At 68.7% G+C, this 22,487-nt stretch carries 17 protein-coding genes; 6 read left to right on the forward strand and 11 right to left on the reverse strand.

The genetic code is table 11. The annotated features are described in order from the left end of the window. The gene (locus B3Z70_RS10670) at positions 1-657 is read left to right on the forward strand and encodes an HAD family hydrolase (protein ID WP_292024703.1); all 657 of its coding nucleotides are present in this window, start codon (positions 1-3) and stop codon (positions 655-657) included. A 6-nt stretch (positions 658-663) separates the two neighbouring features. Here the strand turns inward: B3Z70_RS10670 and B3Z70_RS10675 are convergent, their stop codons facing one another. The 7 genes from B3Z70_RS10675 to dusB form a co-directional block, all read right to left on the reverse strand. Then, on the reverse strand, positions 664-2,301 hold the full coding sequence (locus B3Z70_RS10675; RefSeq protein ID WP_292024700.1) for a Na+/H+ antiporter: 1,638 nt from the start codon (positions 2,299-2,301) through the stop codon (positions 664-666). A 6-nt stretch (positions 2,302-2,307) separates the two neighbouring features. After that, positions 2,308-3,621 (reverse strand): GTPase HflX, encoded by a 1,314-nt coding sequence (hflX, locus tag B3Z70_RS10680; RefSeq protein ID WP_292024698.1) that lies wholly within the window; start codon positions 3,619-3,621, stop codon positions 2,308-2,310. Further along, positions 3,622-3,867, reverse strand: a complete 246-nt coding sequence (gene hfq, locus B3Z70_RS10685; RefSeq protein WP_003164861.1) for an RNA chaperone Hfq — start codon at positions 3,865-3,867, stop codon at positions 3,622-3,624. It abuts the gene before it with no gap. Positions 3,868-3,970: 103 nt separating this feature from the next. After that, a complete protein-coding gene (locus B3Z70_RS10690; protein WP_292024696.1) occupies positions 3,971-4,831 on the reverse strand; it encodes a D-amino-acid transaminase in 861 nt (286 codons plus the stop codon). After that, positions 4,831-6,237, reverse strand: coding sequence for a sigma-54-dependent transcriptional regulator (locus B3Z70_RS10695; protein WP_292024695.1), 1,407 nt, complete (start codon positions 6,235-6,237; stop codon positions 4,831-4,833). Before B3Z70_RS10695 ends, B3Z70_RS10690 begins: the two co-directional genes overlap by 1 nt. A 9-nt stretch (positions 6,238-6,246) precedes the next feature. Next, positions 6,247-8,517: a sensor histidine kinase NtrY-like gene (locus tag B3Z70_RS10700; RefSeq protein WP_292045501.1), complete on the reverse strand. Its 2,271-nt coding sequence runs from the start codon at positions 8,515-8,517 to the stop codon at positions 6,247-6,249. After that, on the reverse strand, positions 8,514-9,569 hold the full coding sequence (gene dusB, locus B3Z70_RS10705; RefSeq protein ID WP_292024692.1) for a tRNA dihydrouridine synthase DusB: 1,056 nt from the start codon (positions 9,567-9,569) through the stop codon (positions 8,514-8,516). The genes B3Z70_RS10700 and dusB overlap by 4 nt, the downstream gene beginning before the upstream one ends. Before the next feature lie 95 nt (positions 9,570-9,664). Here dusB and B3Z70_RS10710 point away from each other — a divergent pair, with 95 nt between their 5' ends. Beyond that, complete coding sequence (locus tag B3Z70_RS10710; protein WP_292045503.1) at positions 9,665-10,819, forward strand: bifunctional 2-C-methyl-D-erythritol 4-phosphate cytidylyltransferase/2-C-methyl-D-erythritol 2,4-cyclodiphosphate synthase; 1,155 nt, start codon at positions 9,665-9,667, stop codon at positions 10,817-10,819. Here the strand turns inward: B3Z70_RS10710 and B3Z70_RS10715 are convergent. After that, the gene (locus tag B3Z70_RS10715) at positions 10,816-13,101 is read right to left on the reverse strand and encodes a spermidine synthase (protein ID WP_292022229.1); all 2,286 of its coding nucleotides are present in this window, start codon (positions 13,099-13,101) and stop codon (positions 10,816-10,818) included. The genes B3Z70_RS10710 and B3Z70_RS10715 overlap by 4 nt on opposite strands. Before the next feature lie 40 nt (positions 13,102-13,141). Here B3Z70_RS10715 and B3Z70_RS10720 point away from each other — a divergent pair, with 40 nt between their 5' ends. Both B3Z70_RS10720 and B3Z70_RS10725 read left to right on the forward strand, forming a co-directional pair. Continuing rightward, positions 13,142-13,630 carry a CinA family protein gene (locus B3Z70_RS10720; protein ID WP_292045646.1) on the forward strand — a complete coding sequence of 163 codons (489 nt, stop codon included), beginning with the start codon at positions 13,142-13,144 and terminating at the stop codon, positions 13,628-13,630. Next, positions 13,627-13,878, forward strand: a complete 252-nt coding sequence (locus tag B3Z70_RS10725) for a sulfurtransferase TusA family protein (protein WP_292020343.1) — start codon at positions 13,627-13,629, stop codon at positions 13,876-13,878. Before B3Z70_RS10720 ends, B3Z70_RS10725 begins: the two co-directional genes overlap by 4 nt. Here B3Z70_RS10725 and B3Z70_RS10730 read toward each other — a convergent pair. Continuing rightward, positions 13,835-14,680, reverse strand: a complete 846-nt coding sequence (locus B3Z70_RS10730; RefSeq protein ID WP_409410512.1) for a YihY/virulence factor BrkB family protein — start codon at positions 14,678-14,680, stop codon at positions 13,835-13,837. The two genes, B3Z70_RS10725 and B3Z70_RS10730, sit on opposite strands and share 44 nt — an antisense overlap. A gap of 298 nt (positions 14,681-14,978) precedes the next feature. On the opposite strand from B3Z70_RS10730, the gene B3Z70_RS10735 reads away from it, so the two are divergent. Continuing rightward, positions 14,979-16,286: a diguanylate cyclase domain-containing protein gene (locus tag B3Z70_RS10735; RefSeq protein ID WP_292020346.1), complete on the forward strand. Its 1,308-nt coding sequence runs from the start codon at positions 14,979-14,981 to the stop codon at positions 16,284-16,286. Between the two features lie 10 nt (positions 16,287-16,296). Here B3Z70_RS10735 and mfd read toward each other — a convergent pair whose 3' ends face one another. After that, entirely contained in the window at positions 16,297-19,758 is a 3,462-nt protein-coding gene (mfd, locus tag B3Z70_RS10740; RefSeq protein WP_292020348.1) for a transcription-repair coupling factor, read from the reverse strand. Then, entirely contained in the window at positions 19,758-20,084 is a 327-nt protein-coding gene (locus B3Z70_RS10745; RefSeq protein ID WP_292020351.1) for a succinate dehydrogenase assembly factor 2, read from the reverse strand. Before B3Z70_RS10745 ends, mfd begins: the two co-directional genes overlap by 1 nt. 146 nt (positions 20,085-20,230) lie before the next feature. Between B3Z70_RS10745 and recG the strand changes: the two genes are divergently transcribed. Further along, positions 20,231-22,318: an ATP-dependent DNA helicase RecG gene (gene recG, locus B3Z70_RS10750; RefSeq protein ID WP_292020353.1), complete on the forward strand. Its 2,088-nt coding sequence runs from the start codon at positions 20,231-20,233 to the stop codon at positions 22,316-22,318. The last annotated feature ends 169 nt before the right edge of the window (positions 22,319-22,487 follow it).

Here is a 22,487-nt window from a genome sequence, read left to right on the forward strand (position 1 = left end):
GTGACATACGACCTGATCATCTTCGACTACGACGGCGTCGTCGCCGACAGCGAGGTGCTGAACAGCACCGTCATGGCCGAGCAGTTGACCGCTCTCGGCCTGCCGACCTCGCTGGACGAGGTGCTGGGCGCCTATATGGGCAAGCGCTGGCGCGACAATCGCCCGGCGGTCGAGGCCCGGCTGGGCCGCCCCTGCCCGGACGACTTCCACACCACCTGGTTCGCCACCTGCCGCCAGCGCGCGCCGCATCAGCTGGCGCCGGTGCCCGGCATGATCGACTTCGCCCACGCCCGGCCAGAGGCGCGCTGCATCGCCTCGTCCAGCGGCCCGGACTGGATCGGCGTCGGGCTGGACCTGTTCGGCCTGACCGATCATTTCGACGGCTCCGTCTTCACCGGCCTGGCGGTCGAGCGCGGCAAGCCGCACCCCGACCTGTTCCTGCACGCCGCCCGGACCATGGGCGTCGATCCGGCCCGCACCCTGGTCATCGAGGACTCCGAGGCGGGCGTCACCGCCGGCGTCGCGGCGGGCATGACGGTGGTCGGCCTGCTGGCCGGGGGCCACGTGCGCGACGGCCATGCCCAGCGTCTGGCCACGCGCGGCGCCCATTATCTGGCCCACAGCTACGCCGACGTCGCCGCCTTCATGGATCGCTGACCCCGATCAGGAGTAGCGCAGTTCCTGCAGGTCCACTTCGCGGATCAGCTTCTTGGCCGTCTCCTCGTCCAGTCGACGTAGGCGCGCCAGCCGCCCCAGTTCCTCGCGCTCGGCCGCCAGACCGGCCATCCGCAGATGCCGTTCGATGGCGTCGCTCAGGCGCGCGGCTTCGACATCGTCCTCGTCGGTGCGGGTGCGGCTTTCGATCCGCTGGCGATACAGTTCCATGATCCGGCCGGCGACATCGGAATAGAGGTCGGGATTGGGCTTGCCCTCGGCCATGGCGTGCGACGCATCCTCCACGGCCCGCAGGGCAGCCGAGGCGGCGGCGACGCGGCCGCGATCCTCCTCGCGCTCGTGCGACGGCTCGGGCGGCAGCTCAACCCCCTTCAACAGCCGCGGCAGGGCGAAGGTCGCCACCAGCAGCGAAACGATGATCACCGCCGCCGCCAGGAAGATGGCCAGGTTGCGCGACGGCATGGGCGACCCGTCCCCCAGCACGAACGGCAGCGTCAGAATGCCTGCCAGGGTGATCGCGCCCCGCACCCCGGCCAGCGACATCACCAGCGTCAGCCGCAAGCCGACGCGCGACGGCGGCTGGCGATTGCGCCGCCGATACAGCGTCAGCTTCAGCGAGGTCCAGACCCAGATGAACCGCAGCGCCGCCAGGGCCGCAACGATGGCCACGACATAGACCGCCAGCCACCAGACCTCGGGCCGGCTGGTCCCGCGCACCACCTCGGCCGCGCGCGACAGGATCGACGGCATCTGTTCGCCCAGGATCACGAAGATGATGCCGTTGGCGACGAACTGCACCGTGTCCCACACCACGCTGCGCCGGATGCGGGTCATGGCCATCGACTGGCCGGGAATGGCGCCACGCTCGGTGAAGCTCATGGTGATGCCGGCGGCCACGGCGGCCAGAATGCCCGACGCCTCCAGCTCTTCGGCGATCAGATAGGCGGCGAACGGGATCAGCAGGCTGACCAGGATCTGCGCCCCGACATCCTCGCCCCAGCGTCGGCTGATCATGGTCTTGGCGTAGCTGATGGCCATGGCGCTGGCCACGCCGACCGCCACCCCGACCAGGGCCAGCCACAGGAAGGTCCCGATGGCGTTCCCGACGGAGAAGGCGCCTGTCGTCGCCGCGATCACCGCGATCCGCATACAGGTCAGGCCCGTCGCATCGTTCAGCAGCGACTCGCCCTCCAGAATATGCATCAGCCGCTTGGGGATCGGCGCGCGGGCGGCGATGGCCTGGACGGCGATGGGGTCGGTCGGCGACAGGATGGCCGCAAGCGCAAAGGCCACCGGCAGCGGCATTTCCGGGATCATCCACCACAGCAGGAAACCCAGCCCCAGCACGGTGAACAGCACCAGGCCCAGCGCCAGCTCCAGGATCACCGCCCGGTCGCGGAACAGGTCTTCCTTGGGGATGCGCCACCCGTCCAGGAACAGCAGTGGCGGCAGGAACAGCAGGAAGAAGATGTCCGGCTCCAGATCGACCGTGGACCCGGTGATCAGCACCAGCGCCGCCCCCAGCGCGATCTGCACCAGCGGCAGGGCGATCCGGGTCATGCGCGCGATCGAACCCGACACCACGACAGCCAGAAGCAGCAGCAGTATGGTTTCGATCAGATGCATTGAAACCTAGCCGGCCAGATCGGGATACAGACGCTCGAATCGTCCGAGCGCCCCTGGATGCAGCCGCACCGTGACATGAGTGCGGCCAAGCTCGTCCGTATCGCGCGTCGTCACCCGCCCGTGTTCATACAGCCAGGCCAGCGCCTCGCCCTGATGCGGCGCCAGCGTCAGCTGGGTTTCCGGGTCGTCGTCGATCAGGCCGGCGATGGTCTGGCGCAGGGGCTCGATCCCCTCGCCCGTCCAGGCCGACACGGCGACCGCCTCGCCTTCCCTGGCCAGACGTTCGGCCTGACCCAGCACGGCCTCGCGCGCTTCGTCGTCCAGCAGGTCGATCTTGTTCCAGACCTCCAGAACCCGGCGGGTCTTGCCCTCGGGCGTCTCGATCTGTTTCAGCACCGCCTCCACGTCCTTGGCCTGGGCGTCGCTGTCGGGCGAAGCGATGTCGCGCACGTGCAGGATCAGATCGGCCTCACCGACCTCTTCCAGTGTGGCGCGGAAGCTTTCGACCAGTTCGTGCGGCAGGTCCGAAATGAAGCCGACGGTATCCGCCACAATGGCCGGGCGGCCCTGCGGCAGGCGGATCGTGCGCTGGGTCGTGTCCAGCGTCGCGAACAACAGGTCCTTTGCGAAGACCTCCGACCCCGTCAGTCGGTTGAACAGGGTCGACTTGCCCGCATTGGTGTAGCCGACCAGGGCGATGGTCGGGAACGGAACCTTCTGACGCTGTTTGCGGTGCAGGCCGCGCGTGCGGCGCACCTCTTCCAGTTCGGCCTTCAACCGCACGATCCGGTCGGCGATCAGGCGCCGGTCCAGTTCGATCTGGGTTTCGCCGGGACCGCCGGTCGAGCCGGTGCCCCCGCGTTGGCGCTCAAGGTGGGTCCAGGTCCGCACCAGACGCGAGCGTTCGTAATCCAGCCGGGCCAGTTCGACCTGAAGGCGGCCTTCCTTCGTGCGCGCCCGGCGACCGAAGATTTCCAGGATCAGGCCGGTGCGGTCGATGACCTTCACCTCCCACGCCTTTTCCAGATTGCGCTGCTGCACCGGCGTCAGGGCGTCGTCGATGATGACCGCTTCGGCATCAGCGGCGCGGACCAGGGCGGCCAGTTCCTCCACCTTGCCGGACCCGAACAGGGTCGCAGGCGTGGTCCCGCGCAGCCGCACGATCTCCTCGGCGCGCACGTCGAGATCCAGCGCGCGGGCGAGGCCCGCCGCTTCCTCAAGGCGCTCGCTCGCCAGCCGAGGGCTGTCGGAGCGTCGGTCGGGATGGAGGACGACCGCCCGGATCAGCGGGACGGCGTGGTCGATCAATTTTTGGGTCAATCAGTCTTCTTCGGCGTCGGGCTCGTACAGTTGCACGGGCGCGGACGGCATGATGGTGGAGATGGCGTGCTTGTACACCAGCTGGGACTGGCCATCGCGGCGCAGCAGCACACAGAAGTTGTCGAACCAGGTCACGATGCCCTGCAGCTTGACCCCGTTGACCAGGAAGATGGTCAGCGGCGTCTTGGTCTTGCGGACCGAATTGAGGAAGGTGTCCTGAAGGTTCTGACGTTTGTCTTGCGACATGGCAGGTTTTTCCTGTTCTTCGTTGTTCGTCGCCGGTTGACCGGCGCGGGGCCGATGCGGCCGACCACGACCTTAGCCGCCGCTCGCCCGCAGGGGCAACGGCCTAAATGGCCTCTCTGCGCGCCTGTTCAAGATAGACGTCGCGCAGACGTGTGGCGACCGGGCCCGGCCTGCCGTCGCCGATCTTCACGCCGTCCAGCGAGATCAGCGGCATGACGAAGGCGCTGGCGGCGGTGACGAAGACCTCGCGCGCCCGCTTGGCCTCCTCGACCGAAAAGGGGCGTTCGTCCAGCGCCATCCCCTCGGCCGCGACCAGTTTCAGCACCGCCTCGCGGGTGATCCCCCGCAGAATATTGGCCTGGGTGTCGCGGGTCCGCAGACGGCCGTCCTCGTCCACGATCCAGGCGTTGGTCGATGCGCCCTCGGTCACCAGACCCAGGTCGTCGTACATCAGACATTCGTAGGCGCCGCGTTCGCGCGCAGCCTGTTTGGCCAGTACATTGGGCAGCAGGCCCACCGTCTTGATGTCGCAGCGGCCCCAGCGGATGTCGGGTTGGGTCACGCCCGCCGCGCCCTTGGCCGCCATCGCCTGTCCCCGCGCCCGGTCGACCGACTTGGCCGTCACGATCACGCTGGGCGCCGCGTCGGTCGGAAAGGCGTGGTCGCGCGCCGCCGTGCCCCGCGTGACCTGCAGATAGACCATGCCCTCGCGCACCCGATTGCGCCGAACCGTCTCGCGCAACACCAGACCCAGCGCCGCCGCCGTCATCGGGGTCTCGATCTTCAGCGCGTCCAGGCTGCGATTCAGCCGCGCCATATGGCCGTCGAAATCGGCCAGCCGGCCGTCCATCACCGACCAGACCTCATAGACCCCGTCGGCGAACTGAAAGCCGCGATCCTCGATATGCACCACCGCCTGCCCATGCGGGCTATAGGCGCCGTTGACGTAGGCGATGCGCGACATCAGGCCGGCTCGTCCTCTTCGCCGCCGCGCGCGGGCGACACGCCTAGCGACTTCAACTTCCGGTGCAGGGCCGAGCGCTCCATGCCGATGAAGGCGGCGGTGCGCGAAATATTGCCGCCGAACCGCATGATCTGGGCCGCCAGATACTCGCGCTCGAACACCTCGCGCGCCTCGCGCAGCGGCAGGGCGATGGTGCGCTCACCGCCCAGGTTCGCCCCGCCGCCGTTCGATGTCGCCACCTCCTGCGGCAGCATATCGGCCGTGATCGTCTCGGCCGGGTCGCCGGTCGCCAGGATCAGCAGCCGTTCGATATTGTTGCGCAGTTGCCGGATGTTGCCGGGCCACGGATGAACCTGCAGCACCGCCACCGCATCGTCGCCGACGATCCGTTTGGGCAGGCCTTGCGAGGCGCTGATGGTGTCCACGAAATATTCGACCAGTTCGGCGATGTCCTCGCGCCTTTCCGACAGGGCCGGCACGCGGATCGGCACCACGTTCAGCCGGTGGAACAGATCCTCGCGGAACCGCCCTTCGGCGATTTCCGACTTCAGGTCGCGCGAGGTCGAGGTGACGACGCGCACATCGACCTGAACGTCCTGCTCGCCGCCGACGCGGCGGAACCGCTGATCGACCAGGACGCGCAGGATGCGGCTCTGGCTCTCGCGCGGCATGTCGCTGATCTCGTCCAGATACAGGGTGCCGTTGTGGGCGCGTTCGAACACGCCGATCTTGCGCGGCCGCCCGTCCTGTCCCTCCTCGCCGAACAGCTCGACGTCCAGGCGTTCCGGCGTCATGCCGGCGGCGGAGATGGCCACGAACTCGGCCCGCGCGCGCGGGCTGCCTTCGTGAATCTGGCGCGCGACCAGTTCCTTGCCCGAACCGGCGGGGCCCGAGATCAGGACGCGGCTGTTGGCCTGGGCCACCTTGGCGATGGTGCTGCGCAGCGCCTGGGCCGCCTGCGACCGGCCGATCAGGCCCGACGGCGTCATGGTCTGGGCGCGCAGGCGGCGGTTCTCGCGCCTCAGCGTCGCCGCCTCGATGGCGCGCTCGACCACCACCACCAGCCGGTCCGACTTGAACGGCTTTTCGATGAAGTCATAGGCGCCGCGTTTCAGCGCCGTCACCGCCGTCTCGATATTGCCGTGGCCCGAAATCATCACCACCGGCAGGTCGGGATCCAACTCCTTGACCACCTCCAGCAGCTCCAGCCCGTCCAGCCCGCCGCCCTGCATCCAGATGTCCAGGATGGCCAGCGAAGGCTTCCTGGCCCGGATCGCGGCCAGCGCCTCGTCGGAGTTGGCGGCGACGCGCACCGCATGGCCCTCGTCCTCCAGAAGGCCGGAGACCAGGTCGCGGATGTCGGCTTCGTCGTCGACGACCAGAATGTCGGAACCGGTAGGTCGCATCTTGCCTCGCTATTCGGCGGCGACGGTCTGGAGCCTGCGCTCCACGCCGTCGCCGGCCTTGCCGTGGGGGTTCAGGGGGAAGATCATGCACACGCGCGCGCCGCGCAGCGTCTGGGCGTCGGCCAGCTTCAGCTCGCCGCCGTGATCCTCGCAAATGCGTTTGACGATGGCCAGACCCAGGCCCGTGCCCTTCTCGCGCGTGGTCACATAGGGTTCGGTCAGCCGGTCGCGGTCGCGCGCCGGCAGGCCCACGCCATCGTCCTCTATGACGAAGGTCGCGTGGCCGTCCTCGACGACCAGAGAGGCCATCACGCCGGTATCGTCCGACGCCGCATCCTCGCCCGCCGCCGCCCGACGCGCCGCGACGGATTCGCCGGCGTTCTTCAGGATGTTCAGCAGGGCCTGCCCCACCATCCGCCCGTCGCTTTCCAGCACCACCTGCGGCAGCGGCTCGACGATATTCACAACGATGTCCGGCGCGGCCACGCGCTGGGCGAACACCGCCTCACGCAGCATCTCCGACGGGTTCGACGGGGCGAACCGCGGCGCCGGCATCCGGGCGAAGGACGAGAACTCGTCCACCATCCGACCGATATCCCCGACCTGGCGGATGATGGTGTCGGTGCAGCGGTCGAAGATCTCGACATCCTCGCCGATCCGCGCGCGATATTTGCGCTTCAGCCGCTCGGCCGACAGTTGGATCGGCGTCAGGGGGTTCTTGATCTCATGGGCGATGCGGCGAGCCACGTCGCGCCAGGCGGCATTGCGCTGGGCCGTCACCAGGCGGGTGATGTCGTCGAAGGTCAGGACCATCTCGCCCCCCTGCCCGCCCTCGATGCGAACGCGCAGGCGCCGGGTGTCGCCGCCCCGGCTGACGTCGATGTCCTCCTCGATATGGGCTTCGGCCCGACGCACCAGATCGCTGAGTTCCGGCGACAGGGCCGCCAGTTCGTGCCCCAGCACTTCGCCCTCTTCGATGTGCAGCAGTTGCAGGGCGCTGTCGTTGATGGCGGACACGCGACCACGCCGGTCCAGGCCGATCACGCCGGCGCTGACGCCCGAAAGCACGGTCTCGATGAAACGGCTGCGGTCCTGCGCCTCGTCGCTGGCGGCCTTCAGGGCGCTCTGCTGGTCCTGCAGATCGCCGGTCATGCGGTTGAAGGCGTCCGACAGGGTGGCGATCTCGGCCGGGGCGCCGGCGCTGTCCACCCGTGCGGTGAAGTCGCCGCCCGCGATCTGGCCCGCCGCCTTCACCAGCCGTCCGATGGGGGCGGAAATGCTGCTGGCCGCCGACATCCCCAGCCAGACCGCGCCCACCAGCACCAGCAGCGCCGTCTCCAGATAGCTGAGAATGAAGGCCGACTGAATCCGCGCCCGGCTTTCCTGCGCCTCGCGATAGGCCTGGATCGACTGGATCGACGTGTTCATCCGCGCAACCAAGCCATCCTGCAGCGGCCGCACCAAATAGAGGAAGGCGTCGCCATAGTCCGGCAAGGCGATGATGGACCGCACAGCATCGGGATGTTCGGTCACCGTTTGCGGCGGCTGACCGCCCTCGGCCGCCGCTTCTATGATGTCTTTAGGCGGCGCCAGATAGGGGGGCGCGCCCACCTTTTCGGCGCGCGCCAGCACCTCGCCGCGATCAGTCAGAATGTAGATCGCGGGATACCCGAAAATTTCGCCGACCTGAGCCAGGGCGGCGTTGAACTGGATGCGGTCGTCGAACAGGCCCCTTGCGCTGCCCAACTGTTCCGAAATCGTCCCGAGATCGGCGTCCATCGCCGACGACACATCCTGAATATAGGCCCTGCCGACGATCGCGCCGTTTTCCACGGACGCCTGCACGTTCTCGCTGAACCACTGGTCCACCCCCCGATTGACCAGCACGCCGAACACCAGGGCGATCAGCACCGAAGGGATCAGGGCCACCATCGAGAACAGGGCCACGAAACGCAGATGCAGGCGCGACCCCGCTTCTTCCGTGCTGCGCGCCAGGGTCAGCACGCGACGCCCCACGATGAAGGCCAGCCCGCCGATCAACACCAGATTGGCGATCAGCACGATCAGGGCGATTTCGCTGCTGGACCCGCGCGCCGCGCCGCCGCCGCTGCCGGGGGCCACGGCCACGAGCCAGATCGCCGCCGCCGTGATCGCCACGGCCAGGAAATAGGCGACCCCGAACCCGGTCCGCGCCCGTTCCGTATCGACCCACCCCCAGAACGACTCATCGTCCGGCGTACGGCCGGGCGCAGATGTCGTCGCTGAAGGCGTATCCGTCATGCCACAGCACTCTCCATCACCTGTGGCGCATTTTCAACAACGGACTTGTCGATCTGTGGCAAATCCGATCGCCAGAGATCATGCATGGCGGCTTCGACGGCTTGCGGCTCATCCAATCGGCAAATTCTTGCCTTCGCCTCGCGGCGGTGTTGCGGATCGGCCGGCCACGGCGCTTGCTCGATGTACCAGCCCAGATGTTTGCGGAACATCTTCAGGCCCAGAGGCATCCCGTAAAACGCGATGGACGCCCGCAGATGCTCCACCACGATGGCCAGGCGCGCCTCCGGGCCAGGCTCGGCCAGATCGACGCCGTCGCTCAGCGCCCGCTCCAGATGCGCCGCCAGCCAGGGTCGCCCATAGACGCCGCGTCCCAGCATCAGTCCATCCGCCCCGGACTGCGCCAGCGCCTGGCGCGCCGCCTCGGCCGTGATGATGTCGCCATTGACGATGACCGGAATGGCCACCGCCGCCTTTACCGCCCCCACCGCGTCCCAGTCCGCATGGCCGGTATAGAACTGTTTGCGGGTGCGGCCGTGGACCGTCACCGCCTTGACCCCGATCTGCTCGGCGCGCGCGGCCAGATCGGCGGCGTTGCGGCTGTCGTCGTCCCAGCCCAGCCGCATCTTGACCGTCACCGGCCGCGCGGTCGCCCCGACCACGGCCTCCATGATCCGACACGCCAGATCCGGCGTCCGCATCAGGGCGGAACCGGCGGCCGATCCCGTCACCTCCTTGGCCGGACAGCCGAAGTTCAGATCGACGATGTCGGCCCCGGCCTTTTCGGCCATGCGCGCGCCCTCGGCCATCTGTTCGGGATCGCGCCCCACCAGTTGGATCACCGTCAGCGGCAACCCCGCCCCAACCGCCGCGCGCCGCACCACATCGGGCCGGGCGCGCGCCAGTTCCTTGGCCGCCACCATCTCGGTCGCGACATAGGCGGCGCCCAGTTTGGACGCCAGCACGCGGAACGGCAGGTCGGTCACGCCGGTCATCGGCGCCATCAGCACCTGGCCGGGCACGGTCACATCGCCGATCTGAAGGGTCTTGGCCATCCGCGCCTTTCGCAGCATCACTCCCCCCTTCGTCAAGCATGACCGGGGCCGATTGATGGTTTCGCCTGGTCGCGGCGCGCATTATCAAGGCCGCCATGACTTTTTCGGGCATCATCGTCGCGGCCGGTTCCGGTTCGCGCGCCGGGGGCGACAAACAGTGGCGGCGGCTGGGCGGCAAGCCCGTGCTGCGCTGGTCGGCCGAGGCGATGCTGGGCGCCGGGGCCGCCGAACTGATCGTGGTGGTGGCGCCGGGCGCGGAAGGCCGCGCGGCCGAGGCCCTGAACGGCCTGAGCGGCTGGCGCGCCATCGCCGGCGGCGACGCCCGCGCCGATTCTGTGCAGGCCGGCTTGGCCGCCCTGACCTGCGCCCCGGATCGACCCGTCCTGATCCACGACGCCGCGCGCCCGCTGTTGAGCACCGAGATCATCGCGCGCCTGGTCGCGGCGCTTGACGACGCCGACGGGGCCTTGCCCGCCCTGGCCGTCGCCGACAGCCTGCGTCGCGCCGACGACCGCACGATCACCCAGGCGGTGGCCCGCGACGACCTGTGGCGCGCCCAGACCCCCCAGGCGTTCCGGCGCGGCGTGATCGAATCCGCCTACGCCGCCTGGGCCGACGCTGAACCGCCGACGGACGAGGCCATGGTGGTCCAGCGCGCCGGCGGCCGCGTCATTCTGGTTCCCGGCGATCCTCGCCTGTTGAAACTGACCTTCCCCGAGGATTTCGCCATGGCCGAGACCCTGCTGTCGCAAGACGCCCCCCGCTACCAGACCCGCATCGGCTCGGGTTACGACGTCCATCGCTGGGGCCCGGGCGGTTCGGTCTGGCTGTGCGGGATCGAGGTGCCGCACGATCAGACGCTGATCGGCCATTCCGACGCCGACGCGGGCCTTCACGCCCTGACCGACGCCATCCTGGGCGCCATCGCGGCCGGCGACATCGGCGACCATTTCCCCCCGACCGATCCGAAGTGGAAGGGCGCCTCGTCCGACCAGTTCCTGGTCCACGCCGCCGAACTGACGGCCCAGCGCGGAGGCCGGATCGTCAATGTCGACGTCACCCTGATCTGCGAACGTCCCAAGGTGAAGCCGCACCGCCAGGCCATGCGCGACCGGATCGCCGCCCTGCTGGACCTTCCGCTGGACGTCGTCAGCGTCAAGGCCACCACGACCGAGGGCCTGGGCTTCACCGGCCGCGGCGAGGGGCTGGCCGCCCATGCCGTGGTCGCGGTGGAAATGCCCGTCCGCTAGCGCGAATATCGCATCTGGCGCACCAGCGAGCCGAACAGATTGACGTAATCGTCCGTCCACGGACGGACGTCGGTCTTGTCCAGCACGCGCCAGCGGCCGTCGTCGCGATAGGGCTGCACCGCCGCCTCGCTCTTGCCGATCAGCAGGGCCTCGGTCGAGGCCTCGGCCATCTGGCCCTGCCCCGACTTCTCCAGATAGACCTGATGCAGGTGTGGCGAGCCCAGCGCCTGCGCCGCCGCCTCGGCCGGCCGGGTGATCTCCAGGTTTCTGTTCGACAGATGCAGCACCACTACCCCGTCCGGCGCCAGCAGCCGCAGATAACCTCTGATCGCCTCCACCGTCAGCAGATGCGTCGGCACGGCGTCCGAGGAAAAGGCGTCGATGATCAACAGGTCATACGACCCGGCCGGCTCTCGATCCATGGTCAGGCGCGCATCGCCGATCACTGTGCGCACACGCCCGTCGGCGCACCCGTCGATGAAGCTGAACCAGCGCGGATCGCGCGACAGCCGGTCCACCATCGGATCGATCTCGAAGAAGGTCAGCCGATCCTGCTCGCGCTTATAGGCCGCCATGGCGCCCGATCCCTGACCGACCACCCCGACCCGCGCCCCGTCCAGATGACGCGCCTGGGTCTGCAACATGGCCTGCCCCAGCGGCGTGGAAGTGGCGTAATACAGGGTCGGCTGGCACAGCCGCGCCGGCGCTTGCGCCTGCGCCCCATGCAGGGTCGTGCCGTGCATCAGAACATGGACCGGCCCGCCCATCAGCGGATCGTCGATCTGGGCCACACGCATGACGCCAAAGAAGCTGCGCTCCGACAGGGCCCAGTCATAGCCTCTCGCCAGGTGATACCCCGACCAGACGATGGCCCCCAGCACCACGGCGAACATCACCGCCCGGTCCCGCACCAAAAAGGCGAACATGGCCGCGATGCCCAGGATGGCTTGAGCTATGCGGATCAACTGCGCGTCGGGCACCGCCGCGCGGATGTCGGGCGCGTAACGCACCGCCTCCATCGACAGCGGCCCCAGGAAGGCGATCACGACGCCGGCGACGCCGCACATGATCTCCCACGGCCGTATCTCGCGCCGGCTCCAGGGCCTCAGCAGGGCCGCGGCCACCAGGACCAGCGGATATTCCCAGACCATGTTGAACACCATCGGCGCGATCAGGCCGTTGAAGGCCCCGCCGACCACCCCGCCCAGCGACAGCAGCAGATAGAATTCGGTCAGCCGATCCGGCGGCGGCCGCCGGGCCGCCAGCCGCTGATGGCACATCAGGGCCGTGAAGAAGAAGGCCGCCAGATTGACCGTGAAGACCAGCACCCACTCGCCGGTGCGAAAGGCGATCAGGGCCGCGCACGCCGCCGCCATCGCCCCTTGCAGGCTCAGCGCCAGAACCGGCGAAACGGCCGGCCGCGTCTGGAAGGCGATCACGAAGGTCAGCAGATACAGCGCCAGCGGGATCACCCACAGGAAGGGCGCAGAGGCCACATCCGTCGCCAGATGCGCCGTCACCCCCAGCATCAGACTGGACGGCGCGGCGGCCAGCAGCACCAGCATCCCCTTTTCGCGCCACGGAATGGGGGCGCTGACGGCCAGGGGCGCCGGCTCGGCCGCCCCGACCTGGCGCCGGCGCCAGACCAGCAGCCCCAGGCCGATCACCATCGCCACGAACAGGCCATAGCCCAGGCTCCACCCCAGCCGCTGACCCGACAGGCTGGCCAGGGGCTCGATCAGGATCGGATAGGCCAACAGCGCCAGAAAACTGCCCAGGTTGGACGCGGCGTAAAGGACATAGGGGTTGGCCCCGTCCGCATGACCCGCCCGCACCCGCGCGTACCAGGCCTGCAACAGAGGCGCGGTCGCCGACAGCACCGCAAACGGCGCGCCGATCGAAACGGCCAGGGTCGCCAGCAGCCACAGCGCCGGCTGCGCCGCATCGGGATCGCCGAACACCCCGTTTATTCTCAGCGGCAGGAACAGCGCCGCCAGCGCCAGCAGGGCCAGATGCGCCCCCACCTGCGCCCTCAGGCTCGGCAGGCGCTGCAACAGGTGAGCATAGGCGTATCCGGCAAGCAGCGCGGTCTGGAAGAAGACCATCGAGGCGTTCCACACCGACGGCGACCCGCCCAGCGTCGGCAGGATCAGCTTGGCCGCCATCGGCTGCACCACGAAGACCAGACAGGCCGAGGTGAAGATGGCGACGGCGAACAGGATCGGCGCCAGGGGATCGGCCTTCCGGCCGGCGGGACGCAGCGGTTCGACGGCCTCGGTCATGCCTCTGGTTAGAGCCGGGTTCGCGGCCTATGAAAAGACCATGTTCCCCCAAGACATCCAGCGCCTGGCGCAACAGATCGTCGCAACCGCCAGCGAACGCGGCCTGATGCTGGCGACGGCCGAAAGCTGCACCGGCGGCCTGGTCGCCGCCGCCCTGACAGCCGTGCCCGGATCGTCCGCCGCCCTGGACCGCGGCTTCGTCACCTACAGCAACGCCGCCAAGATGCAGATGCTGGACGTGCCAGAGGACACTCTGGCCCGCCACGGCGCGGTGTCGGAGGCGACCGCCCGCGCCATGGCGACCGGCGCGGCGGCCCGTTCGGGCGCCCGGGTTTCGGTCTCCGTCACCGGCATCGCCGGTCCCGGCGGCGGATCGGCCGAGAAGCCGGTCGGCCTGGTGCATTTCGCCGCTTCGGGACCTTTGGGCGTCGTCCACCGCGAGATGCGATTCGGCGACATCGGCCGCGACGCCGTGCGTCTGGCCAGTGTGCGCGTGGCGCTGGAGCTGCTGGCGGATCGGCTGGGGTGAGCGATCCCATCGTCGTCGATGCGCGCGGCCATCGTTGCCCCGTCCCCAGCCTGAAGCTGATGAAGGCGATGCAGGACGCAGCCCCCGGCGCCCGCTTCGTCCTGCTGGCCACGGACCCGATGGCCCGGATCGACGTGCCGTTCCTGATGTCTCAGAAGGGCGGGAAGGTGCTCGCCATAGAAGAGGCCGACGGCGCCCTGCGCCTTACGATCGAGACCGGCGGCTGGCCCGACGCTCCGACAGATTGACCACGCTGGCCGGCGCGGCGTCCAACTCGGCCTGTTTCTTTGCGGCCAACTCCATTTCCGTGGCGAAGGCTCCGCCATAGAAGATGGCGTTGACGTTCCACGACAGCCAGATCAGCAGCACCACCACCGCGCCGACCGATCCATAGGTAGCCCCCAGCGGCGCGATCTGTTCGACATAGATGGCGCACAGCCAGGACGACACCACCGACATCAGCGTCGCCACCAGACCGCCCACCGCCGCCGGCAGCCAGGCGACCGGCGTCCGGTGGCTCATGGCGTAGCGGTAGAGCAGCGTCATCCCGATCACCAGGCCGATGGCGGGCAGGAAGGAATCCAGCGGCGCCATGGCCCTGGCCTGAGATTCGGCCGCCGCCGAAGAGGCGTGGGCCAGGATCCGCACCGTCACCACGGCGCCCGACACCACGGTGAACAGGGCGAAGGCGAAGACGGCGACGAAGAAGGCCAGCAGGTTGAACTTGAAGAAGCCGTGCGGCTCCGTCTCGTCATGGATCAGGTTCAATCCGGCCAGCAAGGCCTTGAATCCGCGATGCGCCGCATAGGCGCCCACGAACAGGGCGAAGGCGCTCTGGGCGGAAACTGTCCGCGCCGAGGCGTTGCTCAACCGGGCGATCTCGTCCTGAAATATGGTCTGGGCGGCGTTGGGCAACAGGTCCGACAGGGCGGCCGCCTGGGCGCTGACCTCGCTGATCGACAGGCCCAGCTTGTAGAAGCCGATCAGGATGGCGATGGCCGGAAACACCGCCAGCAGGGCGAAGAACGACACCCCGCCCGTATAGAGCATGACGTCGCGCCCCCAGCTGCGGGTGAAGGCCCTGACCGCCAGTCCGCCCCAGAATTTGGGCGCCTTCAGCACCGATCGTGTCAGCTGTTCGCTCAAGCCGGTCCCCACAACCGTTACTGCAAGCGGCGGAACCTAGCGGATTCCGCCGTCGGTTAAAGTCTCATCCGCGTGAGGACGGTCTTTCCACCATCACGCCGCGATGCGACGGCTCGTGACATTGCATCCTTAACACCCTCGTCGTTATGGTCCGCCCGCTTCACGCCCAGCTTGGGCTTAAGGGGCTACGGAGACGACCGGCTTGGATTTCGACGCGCGTGTATTGATCCTGGCGGCCGACGACGGCCGGATCGGGCCGCTCGCCGCCGGGCTGGACGCCCTGGGATGGCGCACGGTGACGGCGCGCGACGTCGTCTCGGGCGAGATGACGCTGAAGGACTTCCCGCTTGAGGCCGCCGTCGTAGACATCGAGGGTCTGGGCGAGGACGTCGCCCTTCGCCTGCGCGCCGCCGCCGAACCGCGTCGTCTGCCCATCCTGGTGGTCGGCGCCCGGCCCGACAGCATCGGCGGCGCCGACATGACCATGTCCGTCCCGCCCCATCCGGCCCAGGCGGCGCTTCGACTGGAGCAGCTGGGCCGCGCCGCCATCGCCGAGGAGGAGTTTCGCCTGCGCGTCACCACCTTCGCCACGCGCGGCGTCACGCTGGACGCCCGCACCCAGGACGACGGTCCTCTGCGCGTCCTGGCCGCCGGGGTCGCCGACCGCCGTTTCCTGGCCCTGTCCAACGCCCTGACGGCGGCGGGCGTCGAGGTGATCGCCGCCCCCACCCCCTACACCGCCTTCGACTATCTGCACGAAAGCCCCTTCGACGCCGCCGTCCTGTGGGGCGCCCAGGATCACGCGCCCGCCCTGTCCATCGCGGCGGGCATGAAGCGCAACACCCGCCTCTATCACATCCCCCTGATGCTCTATCTGCGCGGCAAGAACGAGATCAGCCTGTCGGAACTGTTCAATCGCGGCTTCGCCGACGTCGCCTCGGTCGATACGCCGGAAGGCGAGACGGCCGAGCGAATCCTGGCCCTGGCCGGCGCGCACCGCACCCACCTGGGCATCCGAAAGACGCTCGATTCGGTGCGCAGTCTGGAGCTGATGGACCCCGAGACGGGCCTGTTCACGCCCGAACTGTTCGCCAGCCACCTGGCCCGCGTGGCAGAGGCGTCGCGCGCGCGCAAACGCCCTCTGTCCGTCTGCGTCCTGCGGGTGCGAGAGACCGAGGCGGTCACTTGGGCCCGTCAGGGCGGCTGGCTGGACCGCGCCATGCCCCAGATCGGCGCCATGGTCTCGCGCCTGGTCCGGGTCGAGGATACGCCGGCGCGCCTGGCCAAGGAGGTCTTCGTCCTGGCCCTGCCCGCTACCCATGCCGAGCCCGCGCGCCTGGCCGCCGAACGGATCGCCGCCGTGATCGGCTGCACCGCATTCGACGCCGGCCCCGACCGTTCGCCGTTCGTGGCCGAGTTCGATGTCGGCGCCGCCGAGATGCGCCCCGACGAAAGCGCCGCCGCCCTTCTGGAACGCGCCTCCGCCGACCTGTTCGAGAAGACTCGCTGACGGCGGGCGGTTACGCCCCCGCCACCCGCGCCAGATCGGCGGTGATCCGCTCGGCCACCTTCAGCCGATCTTCCGCCGTGGGCCAGTCGCCCGACACCACGATCTTCTGATCCGGCCGGATCTTCCAGAAGGCCTGGTTCTTTTGAATCAGCCCCACCAGTCCGACGGGATTGGGGAAGCTGTTGTCGCGCAGCGTCAGCACCGCGCCGCGCGGACCGATGTCGATCTTCTCGATACAGGCTTTGCGGCAGTTGGCCTTGATGCCGACGATCTTCAGCAGTTGCTGCGCCTCGTCCGGCAGCGGGCCGAACCGGTCGATCAGTTCCGCCGCCAAGGCTTCGCGGTCCTCGCTCTGCTCGGCGTCGGACAGACGGCGGTAGAGGCTCAGACGCACGTTCAGGTCCGGCACGTAATCCTCTGGAATCAAGACGGAAGCGCCGACGTTGATCGACGGCGACCAGCCGCGATCCACGGTCGTTCCCTCGCCCTTCTCCTTCAGCTCGGCGACCGCGTCTTCCAGCATCTGCTGGTACAGTTCGACGCCGACCTCGCGGATATGGCCCGACTGTTCGTCGCCCAACAGGTTGCCGCCGCCGCGCTGATCCAGGTCGTGGCTGGCCAGTTGGAAACCGGCGCCCAGATTGTCCAGCGACTGCAGCACCTGCAGACGCCGCTCGGCCGACAGGGTCATCGGCTTGATCGGATCGGTGGTCAGATAGGCGAAGGCCCGCGCCTTGGACCGCCCGACCCGGCCCCGGATCTGATAAAGCTGGGCCAGGCCGAACATGTCGGCCCGGTGCACCACCAGCGTATTGGCCGTCGGAATATCCAGCCCGCTCTCGACGATGGTGGTCGAGACCAGCACGTCGTACTCCCCGTCGTAGAAGGCGCTCATCACCTCCTCCAGCTGGGTCGCGCTCATCTGGCCGTGGCCAACGACGAACTTCACCTCCGGGACCTGTTCGCGCAGGAACTTCTCGATGTCGGGCAGGTCCTTCAGGCGCGGCGCGACGTAATAGGCCTGACCGCCGCGATATTTCTCGCGCAGCAGGGCCTCGCGCACCAGCACCGGGTCCCACGGCGTCACATAGGTCCGCACCGCCAGGCGGTCGACCGGCGGGGTGGCGATGATCGACATTTCGCGAATGCCGGTCAGGGCCATTTGCAGCGTGCGCGGGATCGGCGTGGCGGTCAGGGTCAGCAGATGGACGTCGGCCCGCAGCGTCTTCAGCTTCTCCTTGTGCTTGACGCCGAAATGCTGCTCCTCGTCCACGATCACCAGGCCCAGATCGCGGAACCCGACCTGTTCGGCCAGGACCGCGTGGGTGCCGATCACGATCTCGACCGAGCCGTCCTTCAGGCCCGCCCGCGTCTCGGTCGCCTCCTTGCCCGTCACCATCCGCGACAGCTGACGCACCTTGACCGGCCAGCCGGCGAACCGTTCGGTGAAGGTCTTGAAGTGCTGGCGCGCCAGCAGGGTGGTCGGGGCCACCACCGCCACCTGCTGCCCGGTCATGGCCACCACGAAGGCGGCCCGCAGCGCGACCTCGGTCTTGCCGAAGCCGACGTCGCCGCAGATCAGACGGTCCATCGGCACGCCCTTGCCCAGGTCCTCCAGCACGTCGCCAATGGCGTTCAACTGGTCGTCGGTTTCCTCATAGGGGAAGCGCGCGCAGAATTCGGCGAACAGGCCCGGCGGCGGGGTGACGGCCTCCGTCTCGCGCAGCGCGCGCTTGGCGGCCAGGGCGATCAGCCCCTCGGCCATGGCGCGCAGCCGCTCCTTGGCCTTGGCCTTGCGCGCCTGCCAGCCCGCCCCGCCCAGCCGATCCAGCTGCGCCCCTTCGGAATCCGAGCCGTAGCGGGTCAGAAGGTCGATGTTCTCGACCGGCAGATACAGTTTGCTCTCCCCGGCGTACATCAGCTCCAGGCAGTCGTGCGGCGCCTGCTGGATATCCAGCGTCTTCAGCCCCTCGTAACGGCCGATGCCGTGATCCAGGTGGACCACCAGATCGCCGGTCGTCAGGGCCGAGGCCTCGGCCAGGAAGTTCGAGGCCCGGCGCTTCTTCCGTGGCCGCGCCAGCCGGTCGCCCAGGATGTCGGTCTCCGAGATCACGGCCACGTCGTCTGTGACGAAGCCATGTTCGACCGGCAGGACGCCCCGCAGATACAGGTCCTTGGGCGCCGCCTGCACATCGGCCCAGTCGCGCACGGCGACGATGTGATCCAGCCCGTGATCGGCCAGCATGGTCGCCAGCCGCTCGGACGAGCCTTCGGTCCAGCTGGCGAACAGCACCCGCTTGCCCTCGCCTTTCAGCGTCTGGGCGTGGGCGGCGACGGCCTCGAACAGATTGACGCTGTCCTGCGCCCGTTCGGCGGCGAAGGTCCGCCCCAGCCGTCCGCCCGCATCCTCGCCGCCGTTAGAGAAGGGCGTGAACCGCCGCACCGCCCGGCCCGCCAGCGCCTGGTTCCAGTCGCCTGCGTCCATATAGAGTTGCTTCGGCGGCAGGGCGCGATTGGCGACCGCGCCGCCCCCATTCTTGGCTTTCTGGCCCTTCGCCGCCTCGGCCCGCGCCTCATAGGCGTCGGCGATCAGGTCCCAACGCTCGCCACGGGCCGTCTCGACCTGATTGTCCAGGAAGACCTGCGCCTGATCCGGCAGATAGTCGAACAGGGTGTCCAGGCCGTCGTAGAACAGCGGCAGCCACTGCTCCATGCCCTGACGCCGCGCGCCCTCGCTGATCGTCGCATACAGCGGATCATCGCCCGGCGCCCCGAACAGGTTCAGATAGCCGGTGCGGAAGCGCGAAATGGCGGCGGCGTCCAGCAGGGCCTCCGACACCGGCGCCAGCGAAACGGCCTTCATCTGGCCCGTCGAACGCTGCGTCTCGGGATCGAAGGTGCGGATCGATTCCAGTTCGGAGCCAAACATGTCCAGCCGCACCGGCTCGGCGAAACCGGGCGGATAGACGTCCACCACCCCGCCGCGCACCGCGAACTCCCCGCGTTCCGACACGGTGGAGGCGCGGACATAGCCGTTGGCGGCGAAATACCGCTCCAGCGCCTGGATATCCGGATCGCGCCCGACCTTGGTCTCGAACCCGGCCTGCAAGGTCACGGACCGGGGCGGCGTCCGCTGCATGGCCGCCGAAATCGTCGTGACGACCAGCACTGGCGCGTCGTCCGGCTTGCGTTGCGCCAACCGCGTCAGGGTGGCCATCCGCTGCGCCGCGATGCCCGCCGTCGGGCTCAGCCGATCATAAGGCAGGCAATCCCACGCCGGATACTCTAACACTTCAATATCTTGCGAGAAAAATTGAAACGCCTGAACGAAGGCGCCCGACCGCTGATAATCCCGCGCGACGAACAGGGCCACCCCGCCCGCCGCCTTCAGACGCTCGGCCGTGATCAGGGCGTCCAGCCCCTCCGGCGCCCCGCCCAGGTCGGCGTCGGTCCGCATCACCTGCTGGTCCATCAACCGATACCCTTGCTGACTTCGGCGGCGACATGGGCGCGCATGAAGGCCCGCACCTTGGCCATCACCGGCGTCTCGAACTCGGGCGGCGTCGGCTCACGCTCGATGATCCAGCCATAGAGCCACTGATCCTCCTCCTCGATCAGCCGCTCATACTCATCCAGCTCAGCGTCGCTCAACGTCGGCGCAACCTGGTCCGAGAACGGCCCCAGCACCATGTCGGCCTCGCGGAACCCCCGCCGCCACGAGCGGAACTGGATGCGGCCCAGGCGCTGCTTGCGGTCCTGGGTCGTTTCGCCTTCGGGGCGCGCTTCGATTTCGGCCACAAGAATCCTTGCCCGTTGAATATGCCGGTGCGCTCAAGCAGCGATCCGCCGCGCGGCGAGCGATGGCGCACCCGAAATGGAAGAAGCGCAGATAGCGTTCCTCGCCCTGTTTCGCCACCCGTCATGGTCACGCTATGTTCCCGGCGATGCGCCCGCCGAGTCTCTTTCCCCTGTTCGCCGAGGTTTCGACCCTGAAGGGCGTGGGTCCGCGCGCCCTGCCTCTGGTGCAGAAGGTCGCCGGGCCGCTGGTGCGCGATCTGGTCTTCCTGTCGCCGTCGGGCGTCATCGTCCGCCGTCCGATGCAGGCCGCCGACGCCGTGGATGGCGAGGTCGGCGTCTTCGAGGTGACCATCGACCGGATGTTCGTCCCCAGCCGTCCCGGCGCCCCGCTCAAGGTGCGGGCGACCGACCCCACCGGCTTTGTCCATCTGGTCTGGTTCGGCGGCTCGGCCCAGCACATCGACCGACTGCTGCCGCGCGGCGAGACGCGGCTGGTCTCGGGCAAGGTCGAACGCTTCAACGGCGAGGTCCAGATCGTCCACCCCGACATCGCCGCGCTGGACAAGGCCGCCGACATCCCCGCATCCGAACCCGTCTATCCGGCGACCCAAGGTCTGACCTCGCGCCAGCTTCGCAAACTCGTTCAGGCCGCCCTGCCCGCCGCGCCGGATCTGGCCGAATGGCAGGACGCGGCCTGGCTGAACAAGCAGGGCTGGCTGTCCTGGCGCGCCGCGCTGGACGCCCTGCACGCCCCTGCGGGCGAGCCTGACCTGTCGCCCGACGCGCCCGCGCGCCAACGCCTGGCCTATGACGAGTTCCTGGCCCACCAGCTGGCCCTGGCCCGCCGTCGCCGCGCGCGAGAGATCAAGCCCGCGCCCGTCATCGCGCCCGGAGCGGCGTCCGACCATCTGCTTCAGGCCCTGCCCTTTCAGCTGACCAACGCCCAGGCTCAGGCCGTGGCGGAAATCCGCCGCGATCTGGCCGGCGGCAAGCAGATGGGCCGTCTGCTGCAGGGCGACGTCGGATCGGGCAAGACCGCCGTCGCCGCCTTGGCCCTGGCCGACGCGGCGTCCAGCGGTTTCCAGTCCGCCCTGATGGCGCCGACGGAAATCCTGGCGCGCCAGCACTACGAGAAGCTGGGCCCGGTGTTGGAAAGCGCGGGCGTCGGCGCGGTCCTGCTGACCGGCCGCGACACCAATGGCCAGAGGCGCGAGAAGCTGGCCGCCCTCGCCTCGGGTCACGCCCAGGTCGCCATCGGCACCCACGCCCTGTTCCAGGACGCCGTCCGCTTCGACCGGCTGGCCCTGGCCGTCATCGACGAACAGCACCGTTTCGGCGTCAGCGAGCGCCAGCGTCTTCAGGCCAAGGGCGACCCGCGCCTGGGCGCCGTTCACCTGCTGACCATGTCGGCCACCCCGATTCCCCGCACGCTGGAGCTGACCCAGTACGGCGAGCTGGAAGTCAGCCGCCTGATGGAAAAGCCGCCCGGCCGCACCCCCGTCACCACCGCCGTCCTGCCCCTGGCCCGCATCGGCGAGGTCGCCGCCCGACTGAAGACCGCCGTCGAAAGCGGCGCCCAGGCCTATTGGATCTGCCCCCTGGTCGCGGAATCCGAAGCCATAGACCTCGCCGCCGCCGTCGACCGCGCCGACGACCTGCGCCGCCTGCTGGGGGTCGAGATCGGCCTGGCCCACGGCCAGATGCCTGGCGCCGAGCGCGAGGCGGTCATGGCCGATTTCGCCGACGGCCGCCTGCCGGTTCTGGTGGCGACCACGGTGGTCGAGGTAGGCGTGGACGTGCCCAACGCCTCGATCATGGTGATCGAACACGCCGACCGCTTCGGCCTGGCCCAGTTGCACCAGCTTCGCGGGCGCGTCGGTCGCGGCGCCAAGGCCAGCGCTTGCATCCTCCTGTATGGCGGACAGGACGGCGGGCTGGGCGACACGGCGAAAGAGCGGCTCGAAACCCTGCGCCGGACCGAGGACGGCTTCGTTATCGCCGAAGAGGATTTCCGCCTGCGCGGCGGCGGCGACCCTCTGGGCCTGAAACAGAGCGGCTTTCCCGCCTACCGTTTCGCCGACCCGATCAAGCACCGCACCCTGATGCTGGCCGCCGCCGACGACGCCCGGCTGATGCTGCACCGCGACCCCGACCTCACCTCCAAACGCGGCCAGGCGGTGCAAGTGCTGGAGGAGTTGTTCGACTGGAAGGGCCACAAGGCGGGGTCGGACTGACAGGCGACACGGCTCGCCATCCTAATCGAGCAGAAAAAGCCAAATCCAATCAGGGACGTGCACCGCAGCAGCGTCATTTGACCTAACCTAGCGCCAGACCGTGTTAGTCTTGCGGCTCGGTCTTTGACATCGCGGGAAACTTGGACTCGTTAGACTCTTTTTTTCGAGT

Source organism: Brevundimonas sp. UBA6550 (assembly GCF_002434505.1).
In the GTDB taxonomy this organism is placed as follows: domain Bacteria; phylum Pseudomonadota; class Alphaproteobacteria; order Caulobacterales; family Caulobacteraceae; genus Brevundimonas.